The sequence below is a fragment of the Pontibacter cellulosilyticus genome, assembly GCF_014306105.1.
GTDB classification, from domain to species: domain Bacteria; phylum Bacteroidota; class Bacteroidia; order Cytophagales; family Hymenobacteraceae; genus Pontibacter; species Pontibacter cellulosilyticus.
Map to the genome: position 1 here is coordinate 30,211 of NZ_JACRVF010000001.1, position 26,123 is coordinate 56,333.

Consider the following 26,123-nt stretch of genomic DNA (forward strand, 5'->3'; position numbering starts at 1 on the left):
TTGTTAAGATGAAAATAACCACACCCACCCTTTTACTGGACAAGCAGAAAGCCCTGAACAACATCCAAAAGATGGTAGAGAAAGCCAGAACGAGTGGGGTGCGCCTGCGCCCGCACTTCAAAACCCATCAATCGGCACAGGTCGGGGAGTGGTTCCGAGACTTTGACATCGATGCCATTACTGTTTCCTCTGTCAGGATGGCGCAGTATTTTGCCGGCCACGGCTGGAACGATATACTGGTGGCTTTTCCGGCCAACATCCTGGAAATGGAAAGTATAAATGAGCTGGCAAGTAAGATAAACCTGCACCTGGTGGTTGTAAACATCGAAACAGTAGAGGCGCTGGCGCAGGGCGTGAAGTATCCGGTTAAAATATGGGTCAAGATTGATGCTGGCTATCGCCGCACCGGTATATTGCCGCATGCGCACAACGAGCTGGATACAATCCTGAATGCAATTCAGCAGAGCGGGAAGCTACAATTCGAAGGATTCCTGGTGCATGACGGGCACACGTATAAGCAAACAGAAAAAGAGGCTATCCAAACTATCCATAACACTTCTGTTTACCTGCTGCACCTGCTCCGCGACCGCTATAAGAATCAGTTCCCGGAGCTTAAGCTTTCGCTGGGCGATACACCATCTTGTAGTGTTTTAGATGACCTGAGCGGGGTTGATGAAATAAGACCGGGCAATTTTGTGTTTTATGACATAACACAGCAACATATTGGCTCTAACACTTACCAGGATATTGCTGTCTGTATGGCTTGCCCTGTAGTTGCCAAACACCCCGACAGGCATGAAATCATACTTTACGGCGGCAGTGTGCATTTCTCCAAAGACATGCTGTTACAGGCAGACGGCAGTCCCAGTTTTGGCGCTATTGTAGCCCTAACAGCAAATGGTTGGAGCGAACCGCTGGAGGGGATAGAACTGGTTTCGCTTAGCCAGGAGCACGGTATTGTGCGGGCTACCCCGAAGCAGTTTGAAAAGTATAAAATCGGAGATCTGATGGGGGTGCTGCCGGTACATTCCTGCCTCACTGCCGACCTGATGAAAGGTTACCTGACCACTGATGGGGAGTATCTGGAGCATATGTCTGGAGTAGTACAGCAGCATGTGTAGCTATGGCAAAGCAGATGGACCTGTGGCCTGAAAACAAGGCTACTTACGAGGAGGAGATGGCTTTGGAAAGTATAAAGAAGATTAAAAAGCCAGCTGTCAGGTACAAAGAACCAGCAAAGCGCACAGCAGTCAAAAAGCCGGCGAAACCAAGAAAACCACGAGGTAAAAAGAAACAGCAAAAATCATCGAAACCCTTCTGGATAGGCGTTGCCGTGCTGGCAGTTATTGCCATGGTAGTGCTGTACGTGGAGTTTGTAGCAGATAAAAAAGAACCTGTTTGGCCGGAAGGGCACAGCCCTATGGGCAATACCTTGCTAGGTGTGGATGTATCGCGGTATCAGCGAAAAGTAGAATGGGACAAAGTGAAGGCAAACGATGTATCCTTTGCTTTTGTGAAAGCAACGGAGGGCGAAAAGTTAAAAGACACCTATTTCGACCGAAACTGGGAAAACACAGGCAAGGCCAGCATCATAAGAGGGGCATATCATTTTTACCTGCCTCACCTGAAACCTGATGTGCAAGCTAAGAATTTCATCAACACAGTTACATTGGGCCCCGGAGACCTGCCGCCCGTGCTGGATGTGGAGGTGAGGGGCAAGATGCCACTTAACCATTTCCGGGGCGACCTGAAGGAATGGCTGGTAAAAGTAGAGCGTGCCTACGGGGTTAAACCCATCATTTATACCGGTTATAGTTTTTACAGAGACTACCTGGAGGGCTACTTTGACGAGTATCCGCTCTGGATCGCCCACTACAATGTAAAGGAGCTGAAACTGCAGAAAGATGAAAGAACTCTTCTCTCTTTCTGGCAACACACCGACAAAGGCTCTATAGAGGGAATTAAGGGCAGCGTAGACTGTAACATATTTTACGGCAGCATGCGTGAGCTAAAAAGGTTTTGTATTCAGCCGCCAGTTGCCAGAAACTAAAAGGGCGCAGCCATCTGGCCGCGCCCTTTTAGTTTTTATACTTCCTGACTAAAATCTGTCATAGTCTCTGTGTCTGTCCTGGTCAAAGTCTCTGTTCCAGGTTCTGCTACGGTTACGGCTACCCATAAACTCAGGCTTCTTTCTGGAGTCGAAGGCATGGTTCGGGTCATAGTCGTAATCGCTGTCGGAGTGGTGGATGCGAGTGTTCTCCGTATCCCGCGCGTAAGGGTCGTGGCGCTGACGGCTACCATAATCTCCGCCGGAGTAGCTGCCTCTGCTGCTAGAACTGCTTCCGCTGTCGTAGGAGCCCATAGAGCCATAGTCGCCCATGCTGGAGCCTCTGCTGCTGCGGTTGTACCCGCTGCCCATGTAATTGCCCTCAGATCCACCGTAATTCGACGAGCCGTAGTTATCGCGGTCCCAGTAATTGCTGCTGTCGCTCATGCCTCGCTGGCCTCTGCTGCGGTCGCGGTCAAAGTTATAGCGGCCCTGGTCAGAGCCCTGGAATCTTCTGGAAACATCAGAGCCGTAAAGATCTTCTGGATTGTCATCGTAATTGTAACCGGAGCCGTGGCTGTCGTAGTCGCTGCTGTAGCCATAGGAACGGCGTCCGGAGGAAGAGCCTGAGCCCATGCCGCTCTCGTAGTGATAAAGCGAATCGGAGCTACCAGAACGCTGAGAAGGATAGCCGCCTCTACTGCTGCCATACCCTTGCGAGCCACCGTAGCTGCCCATATTACCAAAGTTGCGGGAAGTGCTGTAGGTGTCGCCGCGGCCGCTTACATTTCGTGAGCCACCCATTTCATTGCCTTGGTTGCCCCAGGTGCCACCATAGCTTTCATTACCATATCCTCCTCTAGCCGATGCGCCATAGTCATCAAAACGGTAGTTCGTGTCTCGTTCAGGATGTCTGTACTTTTCGGAGCGGCGCGTCTGATAGCTTCCTTCACCATACTGTTCTGGATGTCTTGTGTTCATAGCTTTCGTTTTTAAGGTTGTAAATTCGATTTTACATTATTCCTTAACGAAAGACGGGAGGAGTAGTTAACCTGTTTTGCTTATTCGTGCTGGCTGCGCTTTAACTTTTCCGAATGAAAGAAGGCGGAGAGTGAACTTGGCTCCGGACGCATAGGATCCGCTTTAACTACTTTAGGTTGTAAATAGGCACTAAAATGACTTCGGCTGACAGTATAGCCTGCTGATACAAGGGCTGCTCCTATCACAAGCACGTATGCTGCGTACCGGATGCCATCGTAAAAGCCATGACGGGTGCGGTGAATCATCAGCCTGAGCGGCATAATTACCGGCTGAAGCAGGGAAGCATGCAGCAGATTGCGCCGCACCCATTCCATAAAACGTTCCTGACCAATAACAACGATAGTACCTACAATGGCTACGTTGGTTAACGCAAATAATGACATCATCTGCACATAAGGGTTGTTATACACGTGCCCATACTTGTGCTGGCTAAAGATGATAGCACCTATACTTAGCAGGCAAATTAGTATGTTAGGCAAGCTGAGTAAGAAGTTGTTCTTTGGCTTGTCATCTTTCGGAGTTGGGATGTAAGGCACTTTAATCCGAAGGATAGAGTAAATGAGCCCTAAGCCAAAAACCCACCAGGTGCCGGTACGAAGTATACCGCCAAACATATGAAAGCCTTTTTCACTTTTCTCGTGGTACCACCGCTGCGCAAACTGCCTTATGCAGATAGAAATACACAGGAACGGCATAAACATCACGATAAACTCACCCAGCGACACATACCACGGAAACTCAGCAAGTATAAGCGCCAGTACGGGAATCAGGAAATCAACGAAGTTGAATACCCCGAACAGGTAGTATAGCGGAAGTGTAAAGTAATGTATTTTCTGGCGCCAGGTAAATTTCGAGAATAGCTTGGGGTAAACCGCAAACAGCAACTCAAAGGTGCCGCGCGCCCATTTTATCTGCTGCTTGTAATAAGAAGCCAGCGTTGCCGGTACAAGTCCTCTGGTGAGTATCTTGGGTACGTAGGCAGATTTCCAGCCCTTGGCGTGTAGTTGCATGGCCGTATGCATGTCTTCAGAGAGACCAGCCGCATGCCCTCCAATGCTATCCAGTGCTTTTCTGCGGAAGGTACAGTTGGCTCCGATTGCCTGCACAGTGCCGTAGCTGTTCATGCCCATCATCATAGGGCCGTAAAAACTGTAGGTTTGCTCTGCGGCGCCGTAAGCTATAAGACTTTCCTTTTGGTTGCTGTACGCTTGCACCACCTGCACAAAGCCAACATCCGGGTCTTCGAAGTATGGCAGCACCTCATCCAGAAATTCAGGTTGTGGCACATGGTCCGGGTCAAGTATAAGGCAAATATCGCCGGTAGCCTGTTTCAGAGCATTATTAATGTTGCCAGCCTTAGCGTCGATTTTTTTAGTGCGTGTTACATGTATAACTCCCAGTCGCCGACAGGCAGCTTTCAGAGCAGGGTCGTCACCTTCATCACACAAGTAAGTAGTATGCGGGTATCTGATATTTTGTATAGCCTCTAAAGTGCCGATTATCATACTATGCGGCTCTCCGGGGCAGGCTGTCGTTAAAACGTCTACTTTATACTTTGATTTGAGATTAGGCTTAATAGGAACGCTGACGTCATAGTAATGGTACCATTCGTGCAGCGTACGGAGAAGCTTAAAGCCAAGGGCTGTAGTTAACAGCCAGAACAGCGGTCCGTAGCCTACATGGTCTTCATCCAGAAACCAATACAGGAATAACCCCATCGTCAGAAGACCCAGCAGTATCATTAGTCGAATAGCTCTAACATCCCTAGGGTCAGGAGTTAGTTCCATGTCCGAACGGTTGTGCTGAGTGGTCTGATGTTCCGGGCTAGTAGAAAACATCATGTATGCGTATTCTTAAAGGGTTTCAAATTTTCTTCGCAGAATCTCTCCGGGGCTAACATCACATTTTTCATATTCTGTAACTGTGAACATCTGCACCCTATCCTCGTAACTATACTTGCCGGATTCATAAAAGTTGAAGTTTAGTCAAAAAAATATTATAATTTCTGCATATCGTCATACCAATTCATCCTTATGTCGAATTTGAAACTATCTATAATCGTTATACCTGTTTTTATACTTTTTATTCTCTTTTGGGTTGGCTGTACCTCCAAACCAGCCATACAGGATAAGTATGTGGCAAAAAGCCGCAAAGTAGAGGTAATAAAGGAAAAAGATGGGAAGTACGTGCTGTATAGGAATGGAAAGCCCTATTACATTAAAGGGGCTGCCGGGTATGACTATTATGATCGCGTGGCAGCCTATGGCGGAAATTCGGTGCGGGTGTGGGATACCGAAGATGCCCAACGCATATTGGATGAAGCCCACAAGAACGGACTGACTGTTACACTTGGCCTGTGGATGCAACGTGAGCGTGAAGGGTTTAATTACTACGATAAGGAACTAGTGCAGCAGCAAAAGGAGGAGCTAAAGCAGGTTGTACTCAAGTATAAAGACCACCCGGCTCTGCTGATGTGGTGCGTGGGCAATGAGCTTTATGCAGAGGGATCTAATGTGAAAGTATGGGATGCCGTGAACGGTATAGCCGAAATGATACACGAGGTAGATCCGGACCATCCTACCACTACCACGGTTATGAACGTGCCCTTAAAAGTAATTAATTTGATTGTGGATCGTTGCCCCGCATTGGATATCCTGTCAATCAATTCTTTTGCCGGATTACATAATATGCACAGCGAGATGGCACAGACAGACTGGAAAGGGCCCTATGTTGTGTCGGAGTTTGGAGGTCGCGGCTATTGGGAGTCTTACCTAACCTGGTGGAATGCACCTATCGAGCAAACAAGCTCAGAGAAAGCGGAATTTACCCGAAAGTTCTATACGGACGTTATTCGGAAAGATACGACACATTGCCTTGGCTCGTACGTGTTCCTATGGGGCGAAAAGCAAGAAACTACACCAACCTGGTTTAGTACGATAAATACTAAAGGTGAAGAAACAGAGATGATACAAGTAATGGGGGAACTATGGAGCGGCAATGAAGCAGATAACAAAGCACCTTACATCGCATACCTTAAACTAAATCACAAATTTGCCTTCGATCAGATCTACCTGCGGCCTAAGCAAGCATATCTTGGGGCTGTTTATACTTTTGATCCCGATAAAGATTCGCTGCAATTGCACTGGGAAGTACTACCAGAGATAAAATCAGAAGACGGCAACACCGGAGAAGAGATAACGCCGCCACCTATCCACGGCCTTCTGTCAAATACGGGCAACGATAAACTTATACTTACCACACCGCAAAAAGAGGGAGCTTACCGGCTATATGTATATGTGCGTGACGGCAAAGGTAAATTAGCCACAGCCAATATTCCTTTTTATGTGACGAAGCAGTGATGCAAAGTTGGTGTGCTTGCTTATGTTCAATTTGTAATATTTGTATTGTGTAAATTAAAAGTTGCTTTAAACTAACTAAATGCTGCCTTTATGTTGTGCAAACACAACCAACTGCAGGTAAGTTAAGTAAAAGTTTCTATTCAAGAGTGATGGATAAGATGTGGTAAAATACAATATTATAGATATTTATTTTTGACAATTTACCCCTCTCGGTTATCTATAAATGAAAACAAAATGGCGAAGGTAATAGAATTACAAGAAGGGTTGCACCAGCAGAAAGCCCATGATTTTTACCGCGAGGCGTTAGGTATACTTGCTGAGAGCAAAATAGACTTTCTAGTAGGCGGAGGGTTTGCCCTACGCCTGTACACAGATATTATGCGCGACACGAAGGACTTGGATGTATTTTGCCGGTCCGGTGATTGCCCTAAAATGCTAAAGGTATTTAAAGAACAAGGATACGAAACCGAACTGACAGATGCACGCTGGCTGGCAAAGGCTAAAAGCGGTGAAAATTTCATGGATATCATCTTCAACAACCCCGGCAACCACTGTGCCGTGGACGATACCTGGTTCGAAAAATCTGTGAAAAGCGAGCTGCTTGATATAAAGGTGCGGGTTATACCTGCCGAAACCCTTATCTGGTCTAAGCTGTATGTGCAGAACAGGGAACGGTACGATGGGGCAGACATCAACCATATCATTCTGCGCTATGGCAAAAAGCTGGATTGGAAATGGCTATGGTCACACATGGAAACGCACTGGCAACTCGTGCTGCAACAGTTTATGTCATTCATGTTTGTTTACCCATCCGAAAGAGACCTTATACCAAAGTGGCTTTATGATGAGTTGCTGGTAAGGGCAAAGGATCAGTACGAAATGCCGGCGCCAGTAGAGAAGATTTGTAGGGGGCCGCTTATTGACCAGACACAGTATGCAACCGATATCACCGATTGGGAATATAAGGTTGTAACAATCAGATCAGTATAAAACATGGCAACAAAAAGCAAAGACACCAAATTACGCGTAGCAGCCGTTGGCGATATACATGTGCGGGAAAATGATACAGGTAAGTGGGAAGAATATTTTAAGGAGGTTTCGGAAAAGGCAGATGTGCTGCTGCTGTGCGGAGATCTGACAGACACTGGCAGAGTAGCAGAGGCCGAAGTACTGGCTCATGAGCTAAAAGCCTGCTCTATACCTGTAGTGGCTGTTCTAGGTAACCATGACTATGAGCGCGATCACCACAAAGGTATTCGTAAAACACTGGTTAGAGAAAACGTGCATGTGCTTGATGGGGATTGCGTGGTAATAGATGGTGTTGGCTTTGCTGGCGTAAAAGGCTTTGGCGGAGGGTTTGACAAAGGCATGCTGGGCATGTTTGGAGAACCCATGATAAAAAATTTTGTGCAGGAGGCAGTGGATGAAGCCCTAAAACTGGACGGAGCTTTAGCAAGGCTCGACAGCGAGAATGAGAACATCAAAAAAGTAGTGCTGCTGCATTATGCGCCTATTAAAGGGACTGTAGTAGGGGAGCCGGAGCAGATATTCCCTTTTCTTGGATCCTCGAGGTTAGCAGAGCCTATTAACCGCAGAGATGTAGTGGCTGCTTTTCACGGTCATGCGCACATTGGCACCTTAAAAGGTGAAACCTCTAAAGGGGTAAAAGTATTTAATGTGTCCAAACCTATACTTGTAAAGGAGGGGTATGAGCAGCCGTACTTCATACTAGAAGTATAAAATAAGCGTTAACGAAAGTCTAGAATGGGGCCGGAGTATGATGCTGCGGCCCTGCTTTATTTTTAAAATGTAATCATTGTCAAAAAACTGGTGTTGGTAGTCAGGAGATTAGTCTGTGAGAAATGCTGCAACTGAAGAAGACTTAAAAATACTCCCAAAAATTAAATTACCTTTACACCCTTTTGGGTCGGAACACATTGTCCAGCCTGAATTCAACAAAATTAAACTTTATGGCTGCGCCAAAATTCCAGATTCAAAAAGACTCTTTCCACGCTGAGCTAAAGCGAAGAATACAGGATTACTTCCAGGAGGAAGGCATCTCCACAACAGGCAACTACAAACTTTACACAAAGGCCATCATACTTACGCTAGGTCTGCTGCTGTTTTACATACACGTGGTATTCTTTACTCCTGAGAGCGCACTGCTTGCTATACTGGAGTGTATTATACTTGGTATACTTACAGCAGGTATAGGGTTTAACATTGTGCACGATGGTTCACACGGCAGCTTCAGCAAAATTAAAAAGTTGAATAGCATTGCCGGCCTGTTCCTGAACCTGCTGGGTGCCAATGAATTTATGTGGAACACCAAGCACAACGTTATACACCATGCTTATACTAACATAGACGGTGTAGATGACGATCTGGATGCCGGGCCGCTGTTAAGGCTATGTGAAACACAAAAGCTACGCAGTTTCCACCGTTTTCAGCATTTCTATTTCTGGGCTGCCTATTCTATGCTTTTCTTCTATTGGGCTTTCTTCTCAGATTACCAGAAGTACTTTACCAAAAAGGTAGGGAGCATGCCGCTTAAGAAGATGAAGGTATCAGACCACATCAGCTTCTGGGCGTTTAAAGCAGTTCACATCATTTTCTTTGCCGTGCTTCCGATCTATACGGTAGGTCTGTTGCCTTGGGCGATTGGTTTCTTTGCCTATGGTCTGGTGGTTGGCTTTGTTATGAGCATTGTGTTCCAATTGGCGCACACTGTACGCGAAACGCACTTTCCGGTAGCTTCTGTAGCCACTAACAGGATGGAGGACGAATGGGCCGTGCATCAGCTTAAAACCACTGCCAATTTTGCTACAGATAATAAATTGGTTACCTGGTTTTCAGGTGGCCTTAATTTTCAGGTGGAGCACCACCTATTCCCGAAAATATCGCATGTGCACTATCCGGCAATAAGCAAGATCGTAGCGCAGGCATGTATGGATTTTAACATTCCTTACCACAACATACCAGGCATGCGCCTGGCGGTGGTGTCGCATGTATCGCATTTAAAGCAATTATCAAGGCCGTAAAGTATAAAGTTTATACTTTGGCTAAAAAAGGGGCTGCAATTTTTTGCAGCCCCTTTTTTATGCTTTAGTAATAGCAAGACCGCTACTGAACATGATGGCATCCTCGATGGTGCCGCTAATCGAATCGGGGAGGTTCGTATACTTTTTGATGGCTTTCCGGAGGTAGAAACTAGCAAAGGTGCCTGCAATGGCTGCAGCTGCGCCTACAAGTGCGCCTTTTGCCGTATCGGCTTTGTTTGCTGTAAACACAGTGGCACCAACTACTGCCCCAGATACAGCACGTATGGCCAGGGAGGGTGCTTTAATTCTATCCGGCACTTTTGGGAGTTTATCTCCTAGCAGCTCAGTCGCTGCCAATACTTTTAGGCCCTTGGCTACTGTGTCAGATTGCAGGAAGTGAAGTGGGCTGTGAGCTAAACTGCTGGAGGGCATTCTACTTAATTCATCACTCAGCAGCGCCGGCGCCGACATAGCCCTCATACCGGCCACGGCACCCATTCCTACTGCTTTCCAGATATAGTTACTTTGATCGTATAGCATAAAATTTGTTTTCGTTTCTGCTGTATACGCATAAAGCTTGTTTGTTACCGCCTCTGAATAGAAGAACTTGGACAGTATATGTTTTCTACACTATGGCACAAAGTATAAAAGCAGGTGCAGAATTGGCAGGAATAGGCTTAAATCAAAAAGGGAGCTCCAAAAGAACTCCCTTTTTCATACAGTGCAGTTTTAGCTGGCTCTGTATAGTTTATAGTTGTAAATAAAATCAACAAAATCATCAACCGAATATACCGGCACGTCATCCGGAATTGTGAGGTTATACTTTTTTTCCAACTTAAGTATTATCTCCACAACATCCAGGATATCAAAGCCTAGCTCCGTAAGGTCGTTGACCGAGATAAGCCGCTGTGGGGTTATTTTTTTAAATGAACTTATAACTTTAACCACTTCCTGGCGAATAGCCTGTGAAGTAAATTGTAAGGTACTCATGAGAATAAAAATAAAATTGAGTTAAGCCCCTGAGAGGTAGGTTGTGCACAGCAGGTTACCGTGCACAGCTCCTAAAGCATCAGGAATAGCATTTAATACACAAACTCGTGCGCCATCTTTTTCTCTTCCAGTTCCTTGGTCTCGTGCTCCAGCTCTTCTATGGTCTTATCAACCAGCTCAATCCTGGTCTTTTTATCCAGGCCAAGCTTAGCCAGAATACGATCAAAGCCATAGTAGATAATTGGCACCACGATTAAAGTCAGGAACATAGATGAGCTTAAGCCTCCAATCAGGGCCCAAGCCAGACCATTTTTAGAAGCTGCCACCGAGCCACTGGCTAATGCTATCGGCAACATACCAATTACCATGGCCAGCGTCGTCATCAGAATAGGGCGGAAACGGATTCTTACTGCTTCGATCAGGGCTTCCTTCACTTCCACGCCTTCATCTTTCAGCTTGTTTGTAAAGTCAACCACCATAATGGCATTTTTGGCAACCAGACCAATCATCATAATGATACCGAGTATAGAGAAGATACTCAGCGACTGGGCAGCCAGCCCCAGGGCAAGCAAGGCACCAATAATGGCAAGCGGAATAGAAAACAGTACCACCAACGGATACACGTAAGAGTCGTACAGCGCCACCATGATCAGGTAAACAAAGATGATGGAGGCCAACAAAGCAATGCCTAATGTGCCGAAGCCTTCGCTTTGATTTTTCAGGTCGCCACCGAATTCATAGTTTACACCTTTAGGCGCATCCATTTCATCTAGCTTAGCCTGAATATCGGCACCGATCGCACCGGACGTACGGCCAATTACCTGCGAGTTCACGTTAACCGAAGTCACACGGTTGTAGCGCTCTAACTGAGACGGACCAGTAGACTGTTTGATATCAGCGAACTGCGCCAGGCGCACCAGCTGCCCTTTGTTGTTAACAAAAGACAGATTGCCTATGTCGGTTACGTTGCGGCGATCAAACTCATCCAAGCGGATGTTGATGTCGTAGTCTTCGGTGCCGGAGCGGAACGTAATATCGGAGTTACCGCTAAAGGCAAGCTGCATACTTGCACCTACACTCTCCAGCGACAGACCAACATTAGCCATCTTATCACGATCCACTACTACCTCAATTTCCGGGTTACCACCTTCTACCGAAGTCTCTACGTCTACAGTACCCGGCACACCTTCTACAATACCCATCACCTGCTGTGAAAAGGCCATCACGCTATCAAGGTTAGAGCCAGAAATTATGATTTGAATAGGCGCCTGCGCGTTACCCACCAGGCCCACCGGCACCGGTGTTACTTCCACGTCTGGAATTCTACTTTCGATATCCGCCTTGGCCTGGCGGCTGAACTGGTTAGTGCTGAAGCTACGCTGCTGCACATCTACCAGCGACACAGAAACATCTGCTTTATAGGCGGTATTCTGGCCGGCCTGGGCCGATGAAGTTGTACCAACAGTAGTAAATACTTTCTCTACCTCAGGAATAGACTGTAGGTACTCTTCTACTTGCTTTGTTGCAAAGTTTGTCTGCTCAACGGTAGCATTTTTAGGTAATTCTAACTGTAGGCTCACCTCACCACGGTCGCCGGCAGGTATAAACTCCGAACCGATAAAGCCATACTTAGGCAGCATGAACGAAGCAACCAGCATCAACAGGGTGACACCCAGCGTTATGAATTTGTGGTTAAACGCCCATTTAAGCGCTGCTGTAAAGCCATCTATAATCCTATCCAGGAAACGCTCAAAGGCAAGTATAAATCTTCCGAAGATGTTCTTATCCGATATGTGCTCCAGTCGTGAGAAACGGCTGGCAAGCAATGGTATTAGCGTAAAGGCTACGAACAATGAGATCATCGTTGCAATGGCTACCACCACGGCAAACTGACGCAGGATGTCAGACACCAATCCAGAAGAAAGCGCAATCGGGATAAACACTACCACAATTACGAGGGTAATGGAAATTACTGTTGACGCAATCTCACGGATACCATCATAAGCAGCCTGTGCCGGCTTTTTACCCATCTCCATATGGCGGTGAATGTTCTCGATCACCACAATGGCATCGTCCACGAGTATACCAACTACTAGCGACAGCGCCAGCAACGACATCAGATTAAGCGAGTAACCCAGCAAATACATGGCAATAAACGTTGCCACCAGCGAGGCCGGAATAGAGATCATAACGATCACGGCATTGCGCAGCGAGTGCAGGAACAGCAACATAACCACCGCCACAAGTATAACGGCGATCATCAGGTCGTGCATCACCGAGTCGGCAGCCTCCAGGGTAAAGTCAGAAGAGTCGTTGGCGATGTTAAATGCCAGGCCTTCTGCTTCGTAGGTTTTCTCTAGTTTGGCTAGTGCTTCTTTGGTCAGGCGGCTCACTTCCACGGCATTGGCATCAGATTGTTTCTGGATCGTGATACCCACAGAGGCCTTTGAATTGATACGGTTAAGTACTTCAATATCCTTCTGCGTATCCTGTACCTCCGCCACATCGCCCAAACGCACAATGCCATTCTGGTCTTCGCGAATGATCAGGTTGTGCAACTGTTCCAGCGATTGGAATTTACCAGCCAAGCGTATTTGTGTCTGCCCACTTTCCTGCTTTATTTTACCAGTAGGAAAGTCCAGGTTAGAGTTGCGGATCTTCTGCTGCACCTGCAGGATAGACAAGTTGTAAGCTTCCAGCTTATTTGCATCTATATTTACTTTGATCTCACGTTCCTGGCCACCCAATACTTTGATAGCAGCCATACCTGGCACACGAGACAGCTCCGGCTTAATCTTTTTATCGATCAGGTCATAAAACTCTGTTGCCGACATGTTAGCTGTGGCACCCATTTTGATGATCGGCAGGTCGTCGAAGTCGAATTTGTTCAGCGTTGGCGCATCGGCATTCTCAGGCAGCTTGGCCAAAATAGTGTTTATCTTACGCTGCGCATCCTGTAAGCTTAGGTCTACATCAGTACCCTGGTTCAGGTTGATAACCACCATGGAGAAGCTCTCCAGCGATGTGCTTTTCATCTCTTTCACATTCTCCAGCGAAGACAAGGCATCTTCTATTTCCTTTGTAACCGAGTTTTCTACCTCGTTTGGCGAAGCACCAGGGTAGATCGTACTAATCGTGATTACAGGCGGACTGAACTTTGGAAGAAGCTCGTAGTTCAGCGATTGATAGCTCACAATCCCAAGCAGTGTGAGGACGGTAAATACCACCACTACCAGGGTTGATCGCTGTATCGATAATTTGGTTATGTTCATTTCTTGGTTTCTCTTAAGAAAGAATTAAATGCTATTCAGTAACGCGAGCATAAACGCTCGCAACAGCAGGGTGGATTACAGCACAGAGACTTTAGAGCCTTCGCGAAGATTGATCTGCCCACTCTGTACTACCTTTTCGCCAGGCTGCACACCTGCCAGTACCTCAACCTTGTTCTGTGTTACGGTACCCACTTTCACTTTGCGGACGGTCGCAACACCGTCTTTCACCACGTACACGCTTGGGTTCTGAATGCTGCCTACAATAGCCTCACGTGGTAAAAGCTGTGCTTCGCGCTGGTCGGTGATCTCGAAGAAGGCAGTGCCATACATACCCGCTCTTAAGTTGTTGTTCTCAGCGTTTTTTACTTCCACTTCCACATCAAATTTTAGGGTAGGGTCTGCCTGGGCTGCGATGGCTGTAACCGTGCCTTCATATTCCTGGCCAGCACCGGCATCGGCCTTTACGGTTACTTTATCACCTTTGCTGATCAGCAATACTTCGCTTTCGTTTACTTTTACCTGGAGCTTCAATTTATCTACGTTCACAATGTGGTACAGCTTAGTGCCCGGGTTTAGAAACGAGCCAACTTCTACATAAATCTCGTTGATCTCACCACTGATAGGGGCAGTAATACGTGTTTTAGCTAAACGCTGGCGTGCAGCTATTAACTGGGCTTGCGTAGATTTTGCTGCTAAACGGGCATCTTCCAGTTGCCTTTGTGTAATTGCCTCTCCGGCAGCCAGGTTCTCGAAACGCTCAAGGTCTCTTTTAGCCTTCTCGGCATTTGTTTGGGCAGTGGCTAAGTCAGCTGCCATGGTGTTGCTTTCAACCACTGCTAATAGTTCGCCGGCACGTACTTTATCGCCTTTGCGCTTTAGCACACGCTTTATCTGTCCTTGTGTTTCTGACAAAAGTGTTAGACTTTGGATAGGAGCGAAGTTACCCTGTGCTGTAAATGACTTATCCAGCCTTTCTGCTCTAACTTCCGTGATTGCTACCGGTATAGCGTCGCTTTTGATATCTGCAACTGCTGCATTTGCTGCCATCTGCTCTTTATTGCTCATCAGTTTAAAACCAATAGCCGCCAGGGCAACAAGCACAACTACGATATAAATAACCTTCTTCATTTTGTATTTTGATGTATGTCTTATTTTGTAAGTGATTCCAGATTTCCTTTTGCCTTCAGATAGTTTAGTTGTGCTATCTGGTATTTCAGCTTCTCGTTGTTTAGGTTAGTGAGCGCTTCGCGCAGTGCTGTTTCTGCATTAAGCAAATCGCTAAGTGGCGCCAGTGCTTCCTTGTATAGTTTGTTGGTGGTGTCATATACTTCCTGGGCAAGGGCTACATTACGCTGTTGGGCTGCTATGTTGTTCTGGCTGTTGCCCAACTGGCTCAGGGCATTGCTTAGCTCCACTTGTGTATTCCTGTTGTATTGCTGTATATCCAGGTCCAGTTTTTTTAGTTCAAGCTGGCGCTGCTGTACCTGTGCTGCTTTGCGCAGACCGTCAAACACCGGTATGTTTAGTTGCAAGCCCACCTGTGAATTGGGAAACCACATAGCTCCAGAGTTGCCGATCATCTGGCCATCATATTGCGACTGGTAATTGTAGTTACCAAAGGCAGCAAGAGAAGGGTAGTAGCCAGCCCTGATATTCTCAATCTCAAGCGCCTTCAGTTCTTTCTGTTTATTTAGGATTTTGAATTGGGCACGCTCTGTTGCGGTTTCAATATTACTGGTCAAATTTGGATGCTCCTCCAGCAATACGTTATCAGCAGAGGCTCCTAAAGTAAGCTGCTCCTCAAGGGGCATTCCCATAAAGAACTTTAGTACATTAAGCTGCTGCACGTAACCTGCCTCCAGGTTCTCTTTCTGGTTCTGCAGGTTAATCTTGCTCACTTTAATGCGGTTCACATCTACCTTTTTTACCAGGTCGTTTTTGTACTGCAGCGTCAGGATCTTCTCCAGTTGGTTTAGTTTATCCAGGTTAGCATTGATGCTGTTAAATTGCTCTTTCGTCTGCAGTACTTGGTAGTAAGCGCTGCCAACGTTATAGATCACATCTTCGGTGGTCATCTCTTTTCGGATGCGGTACAGGTCTTCGGCACTTTTGGCAGCTTTTAGGCCTACAAAGTATGATTTGCTGAACAGCAACTGCGAGACGGACAGACCAGCCTGTATGGTGTTGTCTGTACCCATCGGTTTGATAAGCGGGCCAGTGCCTTCCGGGTTAAAGTCGGCTGGCAGGGCGATCATAGACTTCTCCAGTGTTCTTATGGCCGAGCCCTTTACATCCACCTGCGGTAAACCGGCACTGCGAACCTCATTGATCTGGTATTTGGAGAACAGCTCATCATAAGAGGCCTTTTTTATGGACTCGTTGTGCTCCAGGGCATATTTTATACTTTCCTGCAGCGTAAGCGTTTTGGCACTGCCCGGCCCTTGCTGCTGAGAGAAGGCTGGCGTTAGTAGAAGTGCCATCATGCCTGCAAGTATGTGTTTCTTGATCACGGTATTATGTTTGTTATATTCTATAAAAAACTACTTAGTTCTGAATTATAAGAACTAATAAGACAAATTTTTTTATTTTCTGCTTTCTTCCCACTTTTTCAAAAGAAGAGGTAACTCATGCTGCAGATACTCCAGGAAGTCGATAAATTCAGTAAGACAGCTATTGAATTCTGTTGCCTTATCAGACCGTGCCTCGAGAACCTCTATGAGCAGCGACTTAAAGTTGATAATGTTGTTGAAACGCTGTGCCAGCGAGTCGCGCCAGTTAGATGTTTTTAATTTAAAATAGCGCTTGCGGTCACCGGCAAAGGTTATGTACTCTACCGGACCCGTTTCTATCAAAAGATTCAGTGCTGTACTAGTCGCACTTTTGCTAATGTTTAGTGTCTCACGGATCTCATCAAACGTAAGCTCAGGCCTGTCTGCAACAAACATAAGTCCCATGATACGGCCGGCAGCTGGCTGCATACCCAGCTTCTCGTAGAAGATGCCTATTTTCTCAATAAGAGCTTTCTTATGTTCTGTTAATGCCATTTATCTATATTAATGCTGTGCTAAGAACAGTACAAATGTATAAATTAGTTCTTTTGGTTCAAAATATACAGAACTAAAATTTATTCTTCTTCAGCAATTCAAATATAGGGTTTTCGCTATTGACAGAAAATACCTAAACAGTAGTTTAGTTAGATTGATTAATCCAAACTTACAGGAGTTGAAAGAGCTGGCAGTTTATAATGCTGCAGGTGGGGTAATATCCAGGCTTTAGCCTCTTCTGTGGTATCAAAAAATTCAATACCTACATTTTTGCCATAAATACGATAGGCTTTCTCGCGAAGGGAGTTACCCGGAGCAGTGTGCGATATATCCGCAGGACGCACAATGGCAATGTGTTTTAAATTAGTTTGGGTAAGAACAAGGGCCAGCACTTCAGTAGTCCATTTCTGATCTTCCATACTAAGCTCGTTCATACGTCTACTTTCGTGTATCCACAACTGAATTTCATTGTTGTGAATCAACTGTGCCAGTTGTTGCAAACCATTCTTATACTGTTGGCTACCGATAGGCATAGCCCACTTGCTGTAAAGGAGCTTTTTAGAAGAATCTAGCCCATATAAGAGATAATCTAATTCGTTTTTCATGATCAAGTACCCTAAGCTAAAAGTAACAAATAATACTTTTTGTTAATCAACAAAGCACGAGCCAAACAAGATATCAAATTTATCAAATTTTTCTGTAAAGCATTAAAATAAAGTAGTTTAAAGCCGAAATGTATGATAAAGGCCCTTTTTAGAGTATATAATAAGCTTTGTACTTATGTCTGTAGTTACATAGGGTGATAATTTATAAACAGCAGATTTTCCAAGTAATGGAAAACCTGCTGTACAAAGTATAAATTCTGGAAAAGTCTTACAGCTTTAATCTAAATTTTGGTATTGTACCGGCTACTACATCTATTAACTGGGTAGTTAATATTAGGAACATTTATTCGTTGTTATATTCATCGTTTTTCCATTTATCCGCTGCCATTGCGCCAAGCACAAGTCCGCCAAGGCCAAGTATGCCGGTTAGCAGTTTATACTTGTTTTTGCTCAGCCAAAGTTGGGGACTAGAATCGGTAGCCTCTGCTTCAAAGTTGCCGTGCGCTCCATGATCCCCGGGTACAGGTTCCCATAGGTTGTGCTTTCGGTTAGGGTCTTCCGGCTCGTCTGTTTGTTGGCCTTTGAATCCTGTTTTTGCCAGCACATAATCGCCTAGTTCCGGTGCTATTTTATCTCCTACAATGGCTTGTACAGTTGGGTAACCTACGTATATTTCACGTCGGTCGTGTTCAGCGGCAAAGAGTATGGCATCAGCAGCTACCTCTGGTTGATAGATCTTGCCCATCGGCTTCGGCTTTTTGGGCAGTCGTGTTTTCACAAAACCAAATTGGGTCGTGTTCATGGCTGGCAGCTGCACCATTGTCGTCCTGACATTAGTTTTGTCGTGCATCAGCTCTGTGCGCAGCGAATCAAAGAAACCTTGTATGGCATGCTTGGAACCGCAGTAGGCTGACTGAAGCGGAATACCACGGTAAGCAAGCGCCGAGCCTACCATAATAATAACCCCTTTATTGCGGGGCAGCATGCGCTTAAGTGCCGAAAGTGTACCATATACCTGGCCCAGGTAGGTTACCTCAGTTACACGTTTATACTCTTCGGCTTTCATTTCTTTTATTGGACTGAAAACGCTGTTCATAGCGTTGTTCACCCATACATCTATCGGGCCTAATTCTTCCTCTATTTTAGCCGCTGCGTTCTCTACAGCCTGTGCGTCTGCTACGTCTACCTGCACATACACAGCTTTTCGTCCCATTTGCAGTACTTCTTTCTTAGCACCCTCCAAGCCATCGATGCCGCGGGCAAGCAGGCCCACATCGTAGCCAGCCTCAGCAAATTTTCTGGCACAAGCCCTTCCTAGACCTGCCGATGCTCCGGTTATTACTACAACGCCTTTGCTGGTGTTCTCAGTTGTTTCCATATAGTTCGTTTATGGTTGTCAGTATATTTCTTAAGCTCTGTTACGCCTGTATTTTATAGTAAGTTTATTTATCTGCTATGCGGGTGCAGCAGGCTATACTTTATAGTTTTAGCCTGGCACAACACCTTTTGGCGCAGCAGCGTAGACTCCTAACATTATAAACGCACAAGCTATGAAACAGGAAACCAGCATAATTGACCACATTAGAAACGATAGCAGCAAGCCAACATCGTACCGTCGCGATATTGCCGCGCTGGCAGCACTTGGTTTACTAGACTTTAGTCTGATCTCTCTTTTTCAGATGGGTAAGATAAAGGAGTTGCCTGACTTGCCGGGAGAGGTGTTTGATACCAAAAAAGTGAACACGGCAAAGGATGCCGTACTTTTTGGTCTTCCTGATGGCGTCATCAGCCTGGGAGGTTATGCAGCTACGATGTTTTTGGCTATGGCAGCTACTAGGTACAAAAATCAATCGAGGCTGCTGGATGTGGCGCTGGGTGGCGTAGTATTAGGACAGGCAGCAGGTGCGGCACAGTATATGGTAAACATGACTACTGTACAGAAAAAAGCCTGCATTTATTGCATAGCAGGTGCCGTAATTAATTTTGCCGCGTTAGTGCCCTTAACCAAATTGTTTAAAAGAAGAGGGTAGAGAGTGATGCCCGTTTGCAGTTATTGTTCCTATTTATGATGAACATGGGCTAAACCTAGTCTGCTGCATGTGCAGCAATTTCAGATGTCTTTGTTCAGTTCCTGTAATAAGACTTTTGATGTGCTCGGAAGATAATAGGATTCTAATCTCTCAACATTCAGGATGGGATTGGATTACTGTCTTATCAAATATTAACTGCAAATATTTACTCGGTATAGCACCTTGCGAATGTTACCATTTCTTTGATCAAAGGATTTACTAATTTTCCTTTTGAAGTTAAAGAGTACTCAACCCTAGGAGGAACCTCTCCAAAGTTTTCTCTGTGCACAAGTCCGCTATCCACTAACACCTTCAACTCCTGAATAAGCATTTTCTCGCTGATATCAGGGATCGTTGCTTTCAAAACACTTAATCTTAGTGGCTTGTTGTATAACTGGTGCAAGATGAGCAGTTTCCATTTTCCGCCAACCAGTTCTAAAGTGGTGCGAATGGGGCACTTTGCTGTAATGTATACTTTCTCGTTTTCCATACTTACAAAAAGGTTAGTACTGTTTAATTGTTATAGTATGTCAAAGGTGACTAAATTTAGCTTTATTCTCAAGAACTAAACTGTTTAAGATGAAAAAGATAGCGTTGATGGGAGCAACTGGTCAAACAGGTGGTGAATTTTTGAAGTTGGCTCTTGATAAGGGTTATCAAATAAAAGCATTAGTTAGAAACCCAGAAAAGCTAAAGTTAAGGCATCAGAATTTAGAAGCCGTGCAAGGAGATGTGCTCAATGAAAAAGATGTAAGAACTGCTGTGCAAGGATGCGATGTGGTAGTAAGTCTTTTTGGCCATGTAAAGGGTTCGCCAGAATGGCTTCAGACGAACGGCACAAAGAACATTGTGGCAGCCATGAAGCAAGAAAACATCAGCAAAATAATCTCCCTGTCGGGTGGAGGACTTCCTTATCCGGAGAAGGACCAACCTAAGTTTGCTGATAAGCTGATACGCCTGATCATGAAGATAGCCGTGCCTAAAATCTTAAATGATGCCGTTGAGCATCATAAGGTGCTTGCGAACAGTGGTTTGAATTGGGTAATTGTAAGAGGGCCCAGGCTTACCAACGACACGAAGCAAGGTGCTTACAGAGTTGGTTGGGTGGGAGTGAACGCCAGCACCAAGATTGCAAGGGCTGATTTGGCTGACTTTATACTGAAGCAGGTAGAAGATGAGCAATTTCATCATCAAATGCCCTTTGTAAGTTACTGATTCGGCTGCAGCAAATTCTCGTTCTTTTTCACAAACTCTGCAAAGCTGTTCGGGCTTTCATCAATTATGTTCTGTACCCAAGGAGATATATGAGGTAGCTTTTGAAAGCGGGGCAGGAAATGTAGCATGATCATTACCAGAATAAACTGAGAAGGTATACCCTCTTGTCTCTTCGTGAAGTAAAACGACAACAGGTTGGGGCTTTTATAACTTATCTCTCTACCAAGAACATTGCTCAAAACATCTGCCATCTCATTAAAGTTTAGCCTTTCTTCATTTGTCAGGTCATAGGCTTTGTTGATGTGTGCTGCTGGTAATGCCAAAACCTTTGCGGCTACTTTCCCAACATCTTCTACATCAACTAAAGTGAACTTTGCATTACCGGCAGGTAAGTATATGCTGTTCTTCTGAACCAGATCTCTTCGTAACGTCGTTGTAAAATTCTGCATGAAGTATGCTGGCCTTAAAAAAGTATAGTTGATTCCGCTCTTTATAATCAGCTTTTCAATTTTATGATGTGGGATGAGAGAACTCGTATCTGCTCCCTGCACTGAAAGGAAAACAATATGCTTTACACTTTTCTCCTGAGCAATTCGTATGAGCGGGTTAAAATATTTTTCTACATCGGATAACTGAGGCGGACGCAATAGGAACAATGTATCACAGACTTTAAGTGCTGAATTTATACTTTGTTCATCAGAAAAGTCAAAATGTACTGTATCTATATGTAGCTGCCCGAACAAATCATCATCTGTTTTAGGCTCCCTTACACCAGCAATAACCTGGAAATCACGTTTTATTTGGCTAAGGCTTTTAATTACCTCCAGCCCTACATTGCCAGTTGCACCCGTTATAAGTATTGTGCGCAGTTTGTTTGGTGTGTGCATAGAGCAACTATGGTTCGATAGCTTATATTTTGATAAGATACAATTTAATTGGTTAAGGTGCTTTATAGGACAGAATCACATTTAAAGCTGGCTCAGCTAAGTTCTATATTTTTATGAAGGGGATTCTCAGTTACCGTGGCAAAGTTTATGGCTAATAAATCCCAATCGGCATGATACACAAAAAGCACCTGAAGTCAGGTGCTTTTCGTACAGTAAGTTATACTTTCTCTACTCATTTGTTTCTTCCAGGTGCACCAGGTACTTGGTAAGCTTATCCCATTGTAGAGCTTGTACACCAGCCCAGCCGCCTTCAGCAATCAGGGTGTTTAGTAGTGCACGTTCGCCGGCGTCTTTGCCTTGGTTGTTTATACCTTCGTTTTTACCAATCTCGTAGCCGTGGAGCGTGTTACCTTCCCGAGTTACTCTAAAGGTACTGCTGGCCTCTTTTATAAAAAAATGCTCTATTTCTGCGTCACCTTCACCTAACTCCTTTGGTTGTTCACTTGGGTGAACAGTGAACTCAGCCAGATTATCTTCAACTCTGATACCTGTAATCCGCACCCAGTTATCGATGGTAGTAGCGGGTAGGATGATTTTCATAAAGAATCCGATCTCTGGCATTTTAGCAGTTATGCGTCGGCCTCTTTTATCATACAGGTGAAACGTGGAGTTAATCCCCGACATCTGAGACCACTCATTTACATCAAACAGTTTTTGCTTAGAACGTTCAAACTCATGTATAGCCGTTTGCTCGCTAGGGTAGGTGTTCTTGTTGCTGTATACTTTATCTTTGGTTTCCTCGCCCTGCACTACCTTTACTTCTTCCTTTATTTTATTAAAAATATCTTTTATAGACATACTTATTCTCCTTTCCAGATTATTTGTACTACACCTTATACTACGAAGAAAGTACGCATTGGCTCAGGAGATGTTAGTTAATGCGACATACTAGTTTGTTGCCTACTTACCTATTGGCAGAGCTGCGTAAGTTAAAAGGCATAAACAGTTTAACATATCAAAGTTTAATGTGCAGACATGGTAAGGCTGTTTTTTTAACTTAAAAGTATACCTGCTCGTTAAATTATACTTTATGAACTACACTTAAATAAAACTATGGAAGATTTTGCAGTAGGACTTGGTGTCTTTGGGCTAATTATAGGCTTGATAGTACTAGTTATTTACCTCTGGAGTATTGTATGGGCTTATAAAGATGCAGAACGGCGCGGAAAACCAGGATGGCTGGTTGCCATTGTGGTTGCTTTCCTGGCATGGCCTATAGGTTTGCTTTTGTGGCTACTCGTACGCCCAAACGACAGAACCACCTACAACCCTTGATATAATTGCTGGAGCAGGAAGCTTTATTTTCTATTAATAAGGTATGCACCGATAATCAGGGCGATGGCTCCTAGAGCACGGGTAAGGGTTAACGAATTTTGCTTAATTCCGAGCAGTCCGAAGTGGTCGAACAATAGTGCTGTAATTAGCTGGCCTGCTACTACCATTGCCAATAGGTTAGCCACGCTCATACGCTGTACCGATACAATAACGCTGGTAATAAAAAAAGCACCCAGAAATCCGCCTGCGAATTTGTACCAAGGAGCACCTGATAGCTGGCTTAGCTGAGGAATTTCCTGCTTTGTTAGTAGCACCAGGGTAACCAGTACCAGCGTACCTACGGAAAATGAGATAAGCGCTGCTAGCAACGGACTGTTCACAACAACCCTCAACTGTCCGTTAAGTGCAGTTTGTGTGGCTACTGCTGCGCCTGCCAGTATGGGCAAAAGTATAATCCAGTTAAAGTTTACCTGGGGCATAAAGTATAAATTAATTGAGCATATAAAGGTAAAAGTTATTTTGTACTGCTGCCACCCCAAGATGTCAAACCCAATATTTTAACATAAAAAAAGCAGCGACCAGAAGCCGCTGCCTTTCCTTTATTATCCATTCTGTCATTAATTTCCTGTGCGGTTAAGCTCTTCCAAGTTTATGTTGCGCTTGCGGGTTTCAAATTTGGTGCCTTTGTTAAAGCGGTAACGGATGTTTACTCTTAAACTTCGGGCACCCTGGTACTGGTTTATGGCATTCACGTTACCGTTCAGATTAGTTTCAATTTCCATCAGGCGGCCTTTAAAGATGTCTGTCACGTTCAGGGCCAGTGTTAATTTGTCATCCATAAAGCTGCGCTTTAATCCAGCATCAAACCACAGTTGGTCCTTCATGCTGTACAGGCCAAACACTGCAGGGCTCTGGTAACCGCCGTTTACTTCCAGTTTAAAGTTTTTTGGCAGCATAAAGCTATGGTTGCTTTGGATGATCGTAGTCACTTTGTCGTTTACCACCACATCGCCACGCGATAGGGCAGTGTACTCCTGATACATGGTGATGATGTTATTATTTACCTGCCACTTATTTGAGATAGTGATAGGAGCTACCAGGGTTACTGTTGCACTTTTAAGATCCTTCACGTTCTGCTGCTGGAAAACCGTAGTGTTGTCTTCCGGATTCTGCTCCGGCATCTCAGCCATAAAGTCTTTAGTGTGGGCATAGCTCATAATCAGGTTGTAGCGCTGCTTATAGGTATGCGTCATTTCAAAAGAGTTAACATACTGTGGCTTCAGGTCCGGATTTCCTTTTACATAAGTATAAGGGTCTATGTAGAAGATAAATGGATTGAGTGTTTGGTAGTTTGGTCTGTTAATGCGGCGGCTGTACTTGTACCCGATCTGGTAGTTGTCGTTTACTTTCTGCTGTAAGAAGATGCTCGGGAACAGGTTCAGGTAATCGCGTTTGTTCTCTGTGTTTTTGGTAACCAGCAAACCGGTTGAGTTTGTCTGCTCGGCACGTAAGCCTGCCTGCATTGTAATGTTTTTGCTTAGTGTAGCTGAAACGTTTGCATAAGCTGCATAAATGTTTTCTTCATAGATAAAGTGGTTGCTGCGTTTTAGGTCAGCTATGCGTACGCCATCAGATAGCTCAAAGAACTTTAGCTGATTATCAGACTTCACATAGCTGGCTTTTGCACCTGTCTCTAGTTTAGCCTTGCCTATTGTTTTTGTGAAGTCTACTTTGGCAGAATAAATGTTGTAAGCTACTGGGTTATCGCTTTGCAGTTGCTCATTCTCAGCTGGCTCACTCAGGTCAGCTCTCTGCAGGAAGTTGTTGATATCAGAGTTGGTTTCACTGGAGATGCTCACATAATCCAGGTCTGCAGATAGAGTAGTACCAAGTGTATCTAACTTTCCAACATAGTGTAAGTTGTAGGTGCCACCTTTATAAATTTCTCCTGTTCTGTTTTTTGCCTGTATAAATAAATCGTTGCCATTTCTCAGGTAGGAGTCAGAATCGAACCTAGTGGTGTTATCTCCGCCATTTAAGCGGGCCATGATTCCTATACTGTGTCTGTCGTTCAGATCGTAGTCGGTGCCAATGCGCAGCGATGGTTGTATACGCTCGGATTTTTCATAGGCAGTTTGGTCATACTTGCTTTTGCTGCCGTCCTGGTTCAAAAATACACGGTCCAGTTCAGCATCGCGGTACCACATGCGGCGGGTAAAGTCAAGGTTTGCAGATGTATTCCATTTACCGCTTTTGTGGTGTATCTCGCCACCGGAAGTATAGGTGCTTAGGCTGTTGTACTGGTATCCGGCGTAGGCGCTGCCACTCATACCTGCAACCTGCGCTTTTTTAAGGTTGATGTTGATTATACCGGATGCGCCTTCTGCGTCGTGTCTGGAAGACGGATTGGAAATGATCTCCAGATCTTTAATGTTCTCGGCACTCATACCCTGCAGCATACTTTGCAACTCTCTGCCAGATAGGAACGAACGCTTGCCATTGATCATCACCTGTACACCTGCTTTACCATTCAGCTGCAAATTGCCATCCTGATCTACCCAAACACCCGGAGATTTCTCCAACACTTCATAGGCTGTGGCACCGCTGGCTAATGCAGTACCTTCTACACTAACCACCATTTTATCCGGCTCTATTACCACCGTTGGGCGCATGGTTTGCACCTGCACTTCAGCCAGTACTTTGGTGTCGGAGTTTACCTGAATTTTTCCGAAGTCTTTTATAAAGCTGGCACCGGTTACTTCGAAAGTTAGGGTTTTAAATTCGGTGTAACCAAGGCCGCTGATCTTAAGCAGGTATTTGCCGGCGGCAGGTGTTTTGATCTGGAATCGGCCATCCATGTCAGCAATGGCACCGGTTACTACCTTAGCAGAAGTTGCCTCTAATACGGCCACATTTACAAAGCCCGCCGGCTGTTGTTTTTCATTTAAAACAGCGCCGGTCAAGAATCCTTCGGATTGGGCTAACAAGCTTTTGTTGCCAAGCAACAGCAATAACGAGAATAGGAAGTATAATTTTTTCATAGTTCTATTTGGTTCGTGGTAATTACTGTGATTTAGTATTGCAAAGTTAGCTATAGTACTTTGTAATGCAAGGTACTGTTGAAGTATTTTCCACACTTTTAGACGAACTGCTGGATTTTATCGGTTAACGCTGCCGGGTTCGGGCTTAGAAAGTATAGAAAAGCTGTGCGCTTCAGC

General features: G+C 45.1%; 24 protein-coding genes. 9 read left to right on the forward strand and 15 right to left on the reverse strand.

Going from position 1 to position 26,123, the window contains the following annotated elements; genetic code table 11:
* Positions 1-8: 8 nt before the first annotated feature.
* Both H8S84_RS00120 and H8S84_RS00125 read left to right on the forward strand, forming a co-directional pair.
* The gene (locus tag H8S84_RS00120; protein ID WP_187065248.1) at positions 9-1,121 is read left to right on the forward strand and encodes an alanine racemase; all 1,113 of its coding nucleotides are present in this window, start codon (positions 9-11) and stop codon (positions 1,119-1,121) included.
* A 2-nt stretch (positions 1,122-1,123) separates the two neighbouring features.
* The gene (locus tag H8S84_RS00125; protein WP_230406998.1) at positions 1,124-2,050 is read left to right on the forward strand and encodes a glycoside hydrolase family 25 protein; all 927 of its coding nucleotides are present in this window, start codon (positions 1,124-1,126) and stop codon (positions 2,048-2,050) included.
* A 48-nt stretch (positions 2,051-2,098) separates the two neighbouring features.
* On the opposite strand, the gene H8S84_RS00130 is transcribed toward H8S84_RS00125, so the two are convergent.
* Positions 2,099-3,028 carry a hypothetical protein gene (locus H8S84_RS00130; RefSeq protein ID WP_187065249.1) on the reverse strand — a complete coding sequence of 310 codons (930 nt, stop codon included), beginning with the start codon at positions 3,026-3,028 and terminating at the stop codon, positions 2,099-2,101.
* An 80-nt stretch (positions 3,029-3,108) separates the two neighbouring features.
* The gene (locus H8S84_RS00135) at positions 3,109-4,875 is read right to left on the reverse strand and encodes a glycosyltransferase (protein WP_187065250.1); all 1,767 of its coding nucleotides are present in this window, start codon (positions 4,873-4,875) and stop codon (positions 3,109-3,111) included.
* Positions 4,876-5,121: 246 nt separating this feature from the next.
* On the opposite strand from H8S84_RS00135, the gene H8S84_RS00140 reads away from it, so the two are divergent.
* From H8S84_RS00140 to H8S84_RS00155, 4 genes are all read left to right on the forward strand, one after another.
* Positions 5,122-6,447, forward strand: a complete 1,326-nt coding sequence (locus H8S84_RS00140; protein ID WP_187065251.1) for a glycoside hydrolase family 2 TIM barrel-domain containing protein — start codon at positions 5,122-5,124, stop codon at positions 6,445-6,447.
* 234 nt (positions 6,448-6,681) lie between these two features.
* A complete protein-coding gene (locus tag H8S84_RS00145) occupies positions 6,682-7,437 on the forward strand; it encodes a nucleotidyltransferase (protein WP_187065252.1) in 756 nt (251 codons plus the stop codon).
* Positions 7,438-7,440: 3 nt separating this feature from the next.
* Positions 7,441-8,187 carry a metallophosphoesterase family protein gene (locus H8S84_RS00150; RefSeq protein ID WP_187065253.1) on the forward strand — a complete coding sequence of 249 codons (747 nt, stop codon included), beginning with the start codon at positions 7,441-7,443 and terminating at the stop codon, positions 8,185-8,187.
* A gap of 230 nt (positions 8,188-8,417) precedes the next feature.
* Positions 8,418-9,488: a fatty acid desaturase family protein gene (locus tag H8S84_RS00155; protein WP_187065254.1), complete on the forward strand. Its 1,071-nt coding sequence runs from the start codon at positions 8,418-8,420 to the stop codon at positions 9,486-9,488.
* 57 nt (positions 9,489-9,545) lie between these two features.
* Here H8S84_RS00155 and H8S84_RS00160 read toward each other — a convergent pair whose 3' ends face one another.
* From H8S84_RS00160 to H8S84_RS00195, 8 genes are all read right to left on the reverse strand, one after another.
* Positions 9,546-10,028 carry a DUF4126 family protein gene (locus H8S84_RS00160; protein ID WP_187065255.1) on the reverse strand — a complete coding sequence of 161 codons (483 nt, stop codon included), beginning with the start codon at positions 10,026-10,028 and terminating at the stop codon, positions 9,546-9,548.
* A 189-nt stretch (positions 10,029-10,217) separates the two neighbouring features.
* On the reverse strand, positions 10,218-10,478 hold the full coding sequence (locus tag H8S84_RS00165) for an acyl carrier protein (protein ID WP_187065256.1): 261 nt from the start codon (positions 10,476-10,478) through the stop codon (positions 10,218-10,220).
* Positions 10,479-10,570: 92 nt separating this feature from the next.
* Positions 10,571-13,750 carry an efflux RND transporter permease subunit gene (locus H8S84_RS00170; protein WP_187065257.1) on the reverse strand — a complete coding sequence of 1,060 codons (3,180 nt, stop codon included), beginning with the start codon at positions 13,748-13,750 and terminating at the stop codon, positions 10,571-10,573.
* 75 nt (positions 13,751-13,825) lie between these two features.
* Positions 13,826-14,878: an efflux RND transporter periplasmic adaptor subunit gene (locus tag H8S84_RS00175; RefSeq protein ID WP_187065258.1), complete on the reverse strand. Its 1,053-nt coding sequence runs from the start codon at positions 14,876-14,878 to the stop codon at positions 13,826-13,828.
* 20 nt (positions 14,879-14,898) lie between these two features.
* The gene (locus H8S84_RS00180; protein ID WP_317175411.1) at positions 14,899-16,260 is read right to left on the reverse strand and encodes a TolC family protein; all 1,362 of its coding nucleotides are present in this window, start codon (positions 16,258-16,260) and stop codon (positions 14,899-14,901) included.
* A 72-nt stretch (positions 16,261-16,332) separates the two neighbouring features.
* Positions 16,333-16,794, reverse strand: a complete 462-nt coding sequence (locus H8S84_RS00185) for a GbsR/MarR family transcriptional regulator (RefSeq protein ID WP_187065259.1) — start codon at positions 16,792-16,794, stop codon at positions 16,333-16,335.
* Between the two features lie 158 nt (positions 16,795-16,952).
* A complete protein-coding gene (locus H8S84_RS00190; RefSeq protein WP_187065260.1) occupies positions 16,953-17,399 on the reverse strand; it encodes a hypothetical protein in 447 nt (148 codons plus the stop codon).
* Positions 17,400-17,742: 343 nt separating this feature from the next.
* On the reverse strand, positions 17,743-18,777 hold the full coding sequence (locus tag H8S84_RS00195; RefSeq protein WP_187065261.1) for an SDR family oxidoreductase: 1,035 nt from the start codon (positions 18,775-18,777) through the stop codon (positions 17,743-17,745).
* Positions 18,778-18,949: 172 nt separating this feature from the next.
* Here H8S84_RS00195 and H8S84_RS00200 point away from each other — a divergent pair, with 172 nt between their 5' ends.
* Positions 18,950-19,429 (forward strand): vitamin K epoxide reductase family protein, encoded by a 480-nt coding sequence (locus H8S84_RS00200; protein WP_187065262.1) that lies wholly within the window; start codon positions 18,950-18,952, stop codon positions 19,427-19,429.
* Between the two features lie 205 nt (positions 19,430-19,634).
* Here H8S84_RS00200 and H8S84_RS00205 read toward each other — a convergent pair whose 3' ends face one another.
* On the reverse strand, positions 19,635-19,958 hold the full coding sequence (locus tag H8S84_RS00205; protein ID WP_187065263.1) for a winged helix-turn-helix transcriptional regulator: 324 nt from the start codon (positions 19,956-19,958) through the stop codon (positions 19,635-19,637).
* Positions 19,959-20,047: 89 nt separating this feature from the next.
* Between H8S84_RS00205 and H8S84_RS00210 the strand changes: the two genes are divergently transcribed.
* On the forward strand, positions 20,048-20,683 hold the full coding sequence (locus H8S84_RS00210) for an NAD(P)-dependent oxidoreductase (RefSeq protein ID WP_187065264.1): 636 nt from the start codon (positions 20,048-20,050) through the stop codon (positions 20,681-20,683).
* Here H8S84_RS00210 and H8S84_RS00215 read toward each other — a convergent pair.
* Together H8S84_RS00215 and H8S84_RS00220 are read right to left on the reverse strand one after the other, a co-directional pair.
* The gene (locus tag H8S84_RS00215; protein ID WP_230406999.1) at positions 20,677-21,570 is read right to left on the reverse strand and encodes an NmrA family NAD(P)-binding protein; all 894 of its coding nucleotides are present in this window, start codon (positions 21,568-21,570) and stop codon (positions 20,677-20,679) included. The two genes, H8S84_RS00210 and H8S84_RS00215, sit on opposite strands and share 7 nt — an antisense overlap.
* A 228-nt stretch (positions 21,571-21,798) precedes the next feature.
* Positions 21,799-22,428 carry a hypothetical protein gene (locus H8S84_RS00220; protein ID WP_187065265.1) on the reverse strand — a complete coding sequence of 210 codons (630 nt, stop codon included), beginning with the start codon at positions 22,426-22,428 and terminating at the stop codon, positions 21,799-21,801.
* A 255-nt stretch (positions 22,429-22,683) separates the two neighbouring features.
* Between H8S84_RS00220 and H8S84_RS00225 the strand changes: the two genes are divergently transcribed.
* A complete protein-coding gene (locus H8S84_RS00225) occupies positions 22,684-22,905 on the forward strand; it encodes a hypothetical protein (protein WP_187065266.1) in 222 nt (73 codons plus the stop codon).
* Between the two features lie 23 nt (positions 22,906-22,928).
* On the opposite strand, the gene H8S84_RS00230 is transcribed toward H8S84_RS00225, so the two are convergent.
* Entirely contained in the window at positions 22,929-23,384 is a 456-nt protein-coding gene (locus H8S84_RS00230; protein ID WP_187065267.1) for a DMT family transporter, read from the reverse strand.
* A gap of 138 nt (positions 23,385-23,522) precedes the next feature.
* Entirely contained in the window at positions 23,523-25,946 is a 2,424-nt protein-coding gene (locus tag H8S84_RS00235; RefSeq protein ID WP_187065268.1) for an outer membrane beta-barrel family protein, read from the reverse strand.
* Positions 25,947-26,123 lie beyond the last annotated feature (177 nt).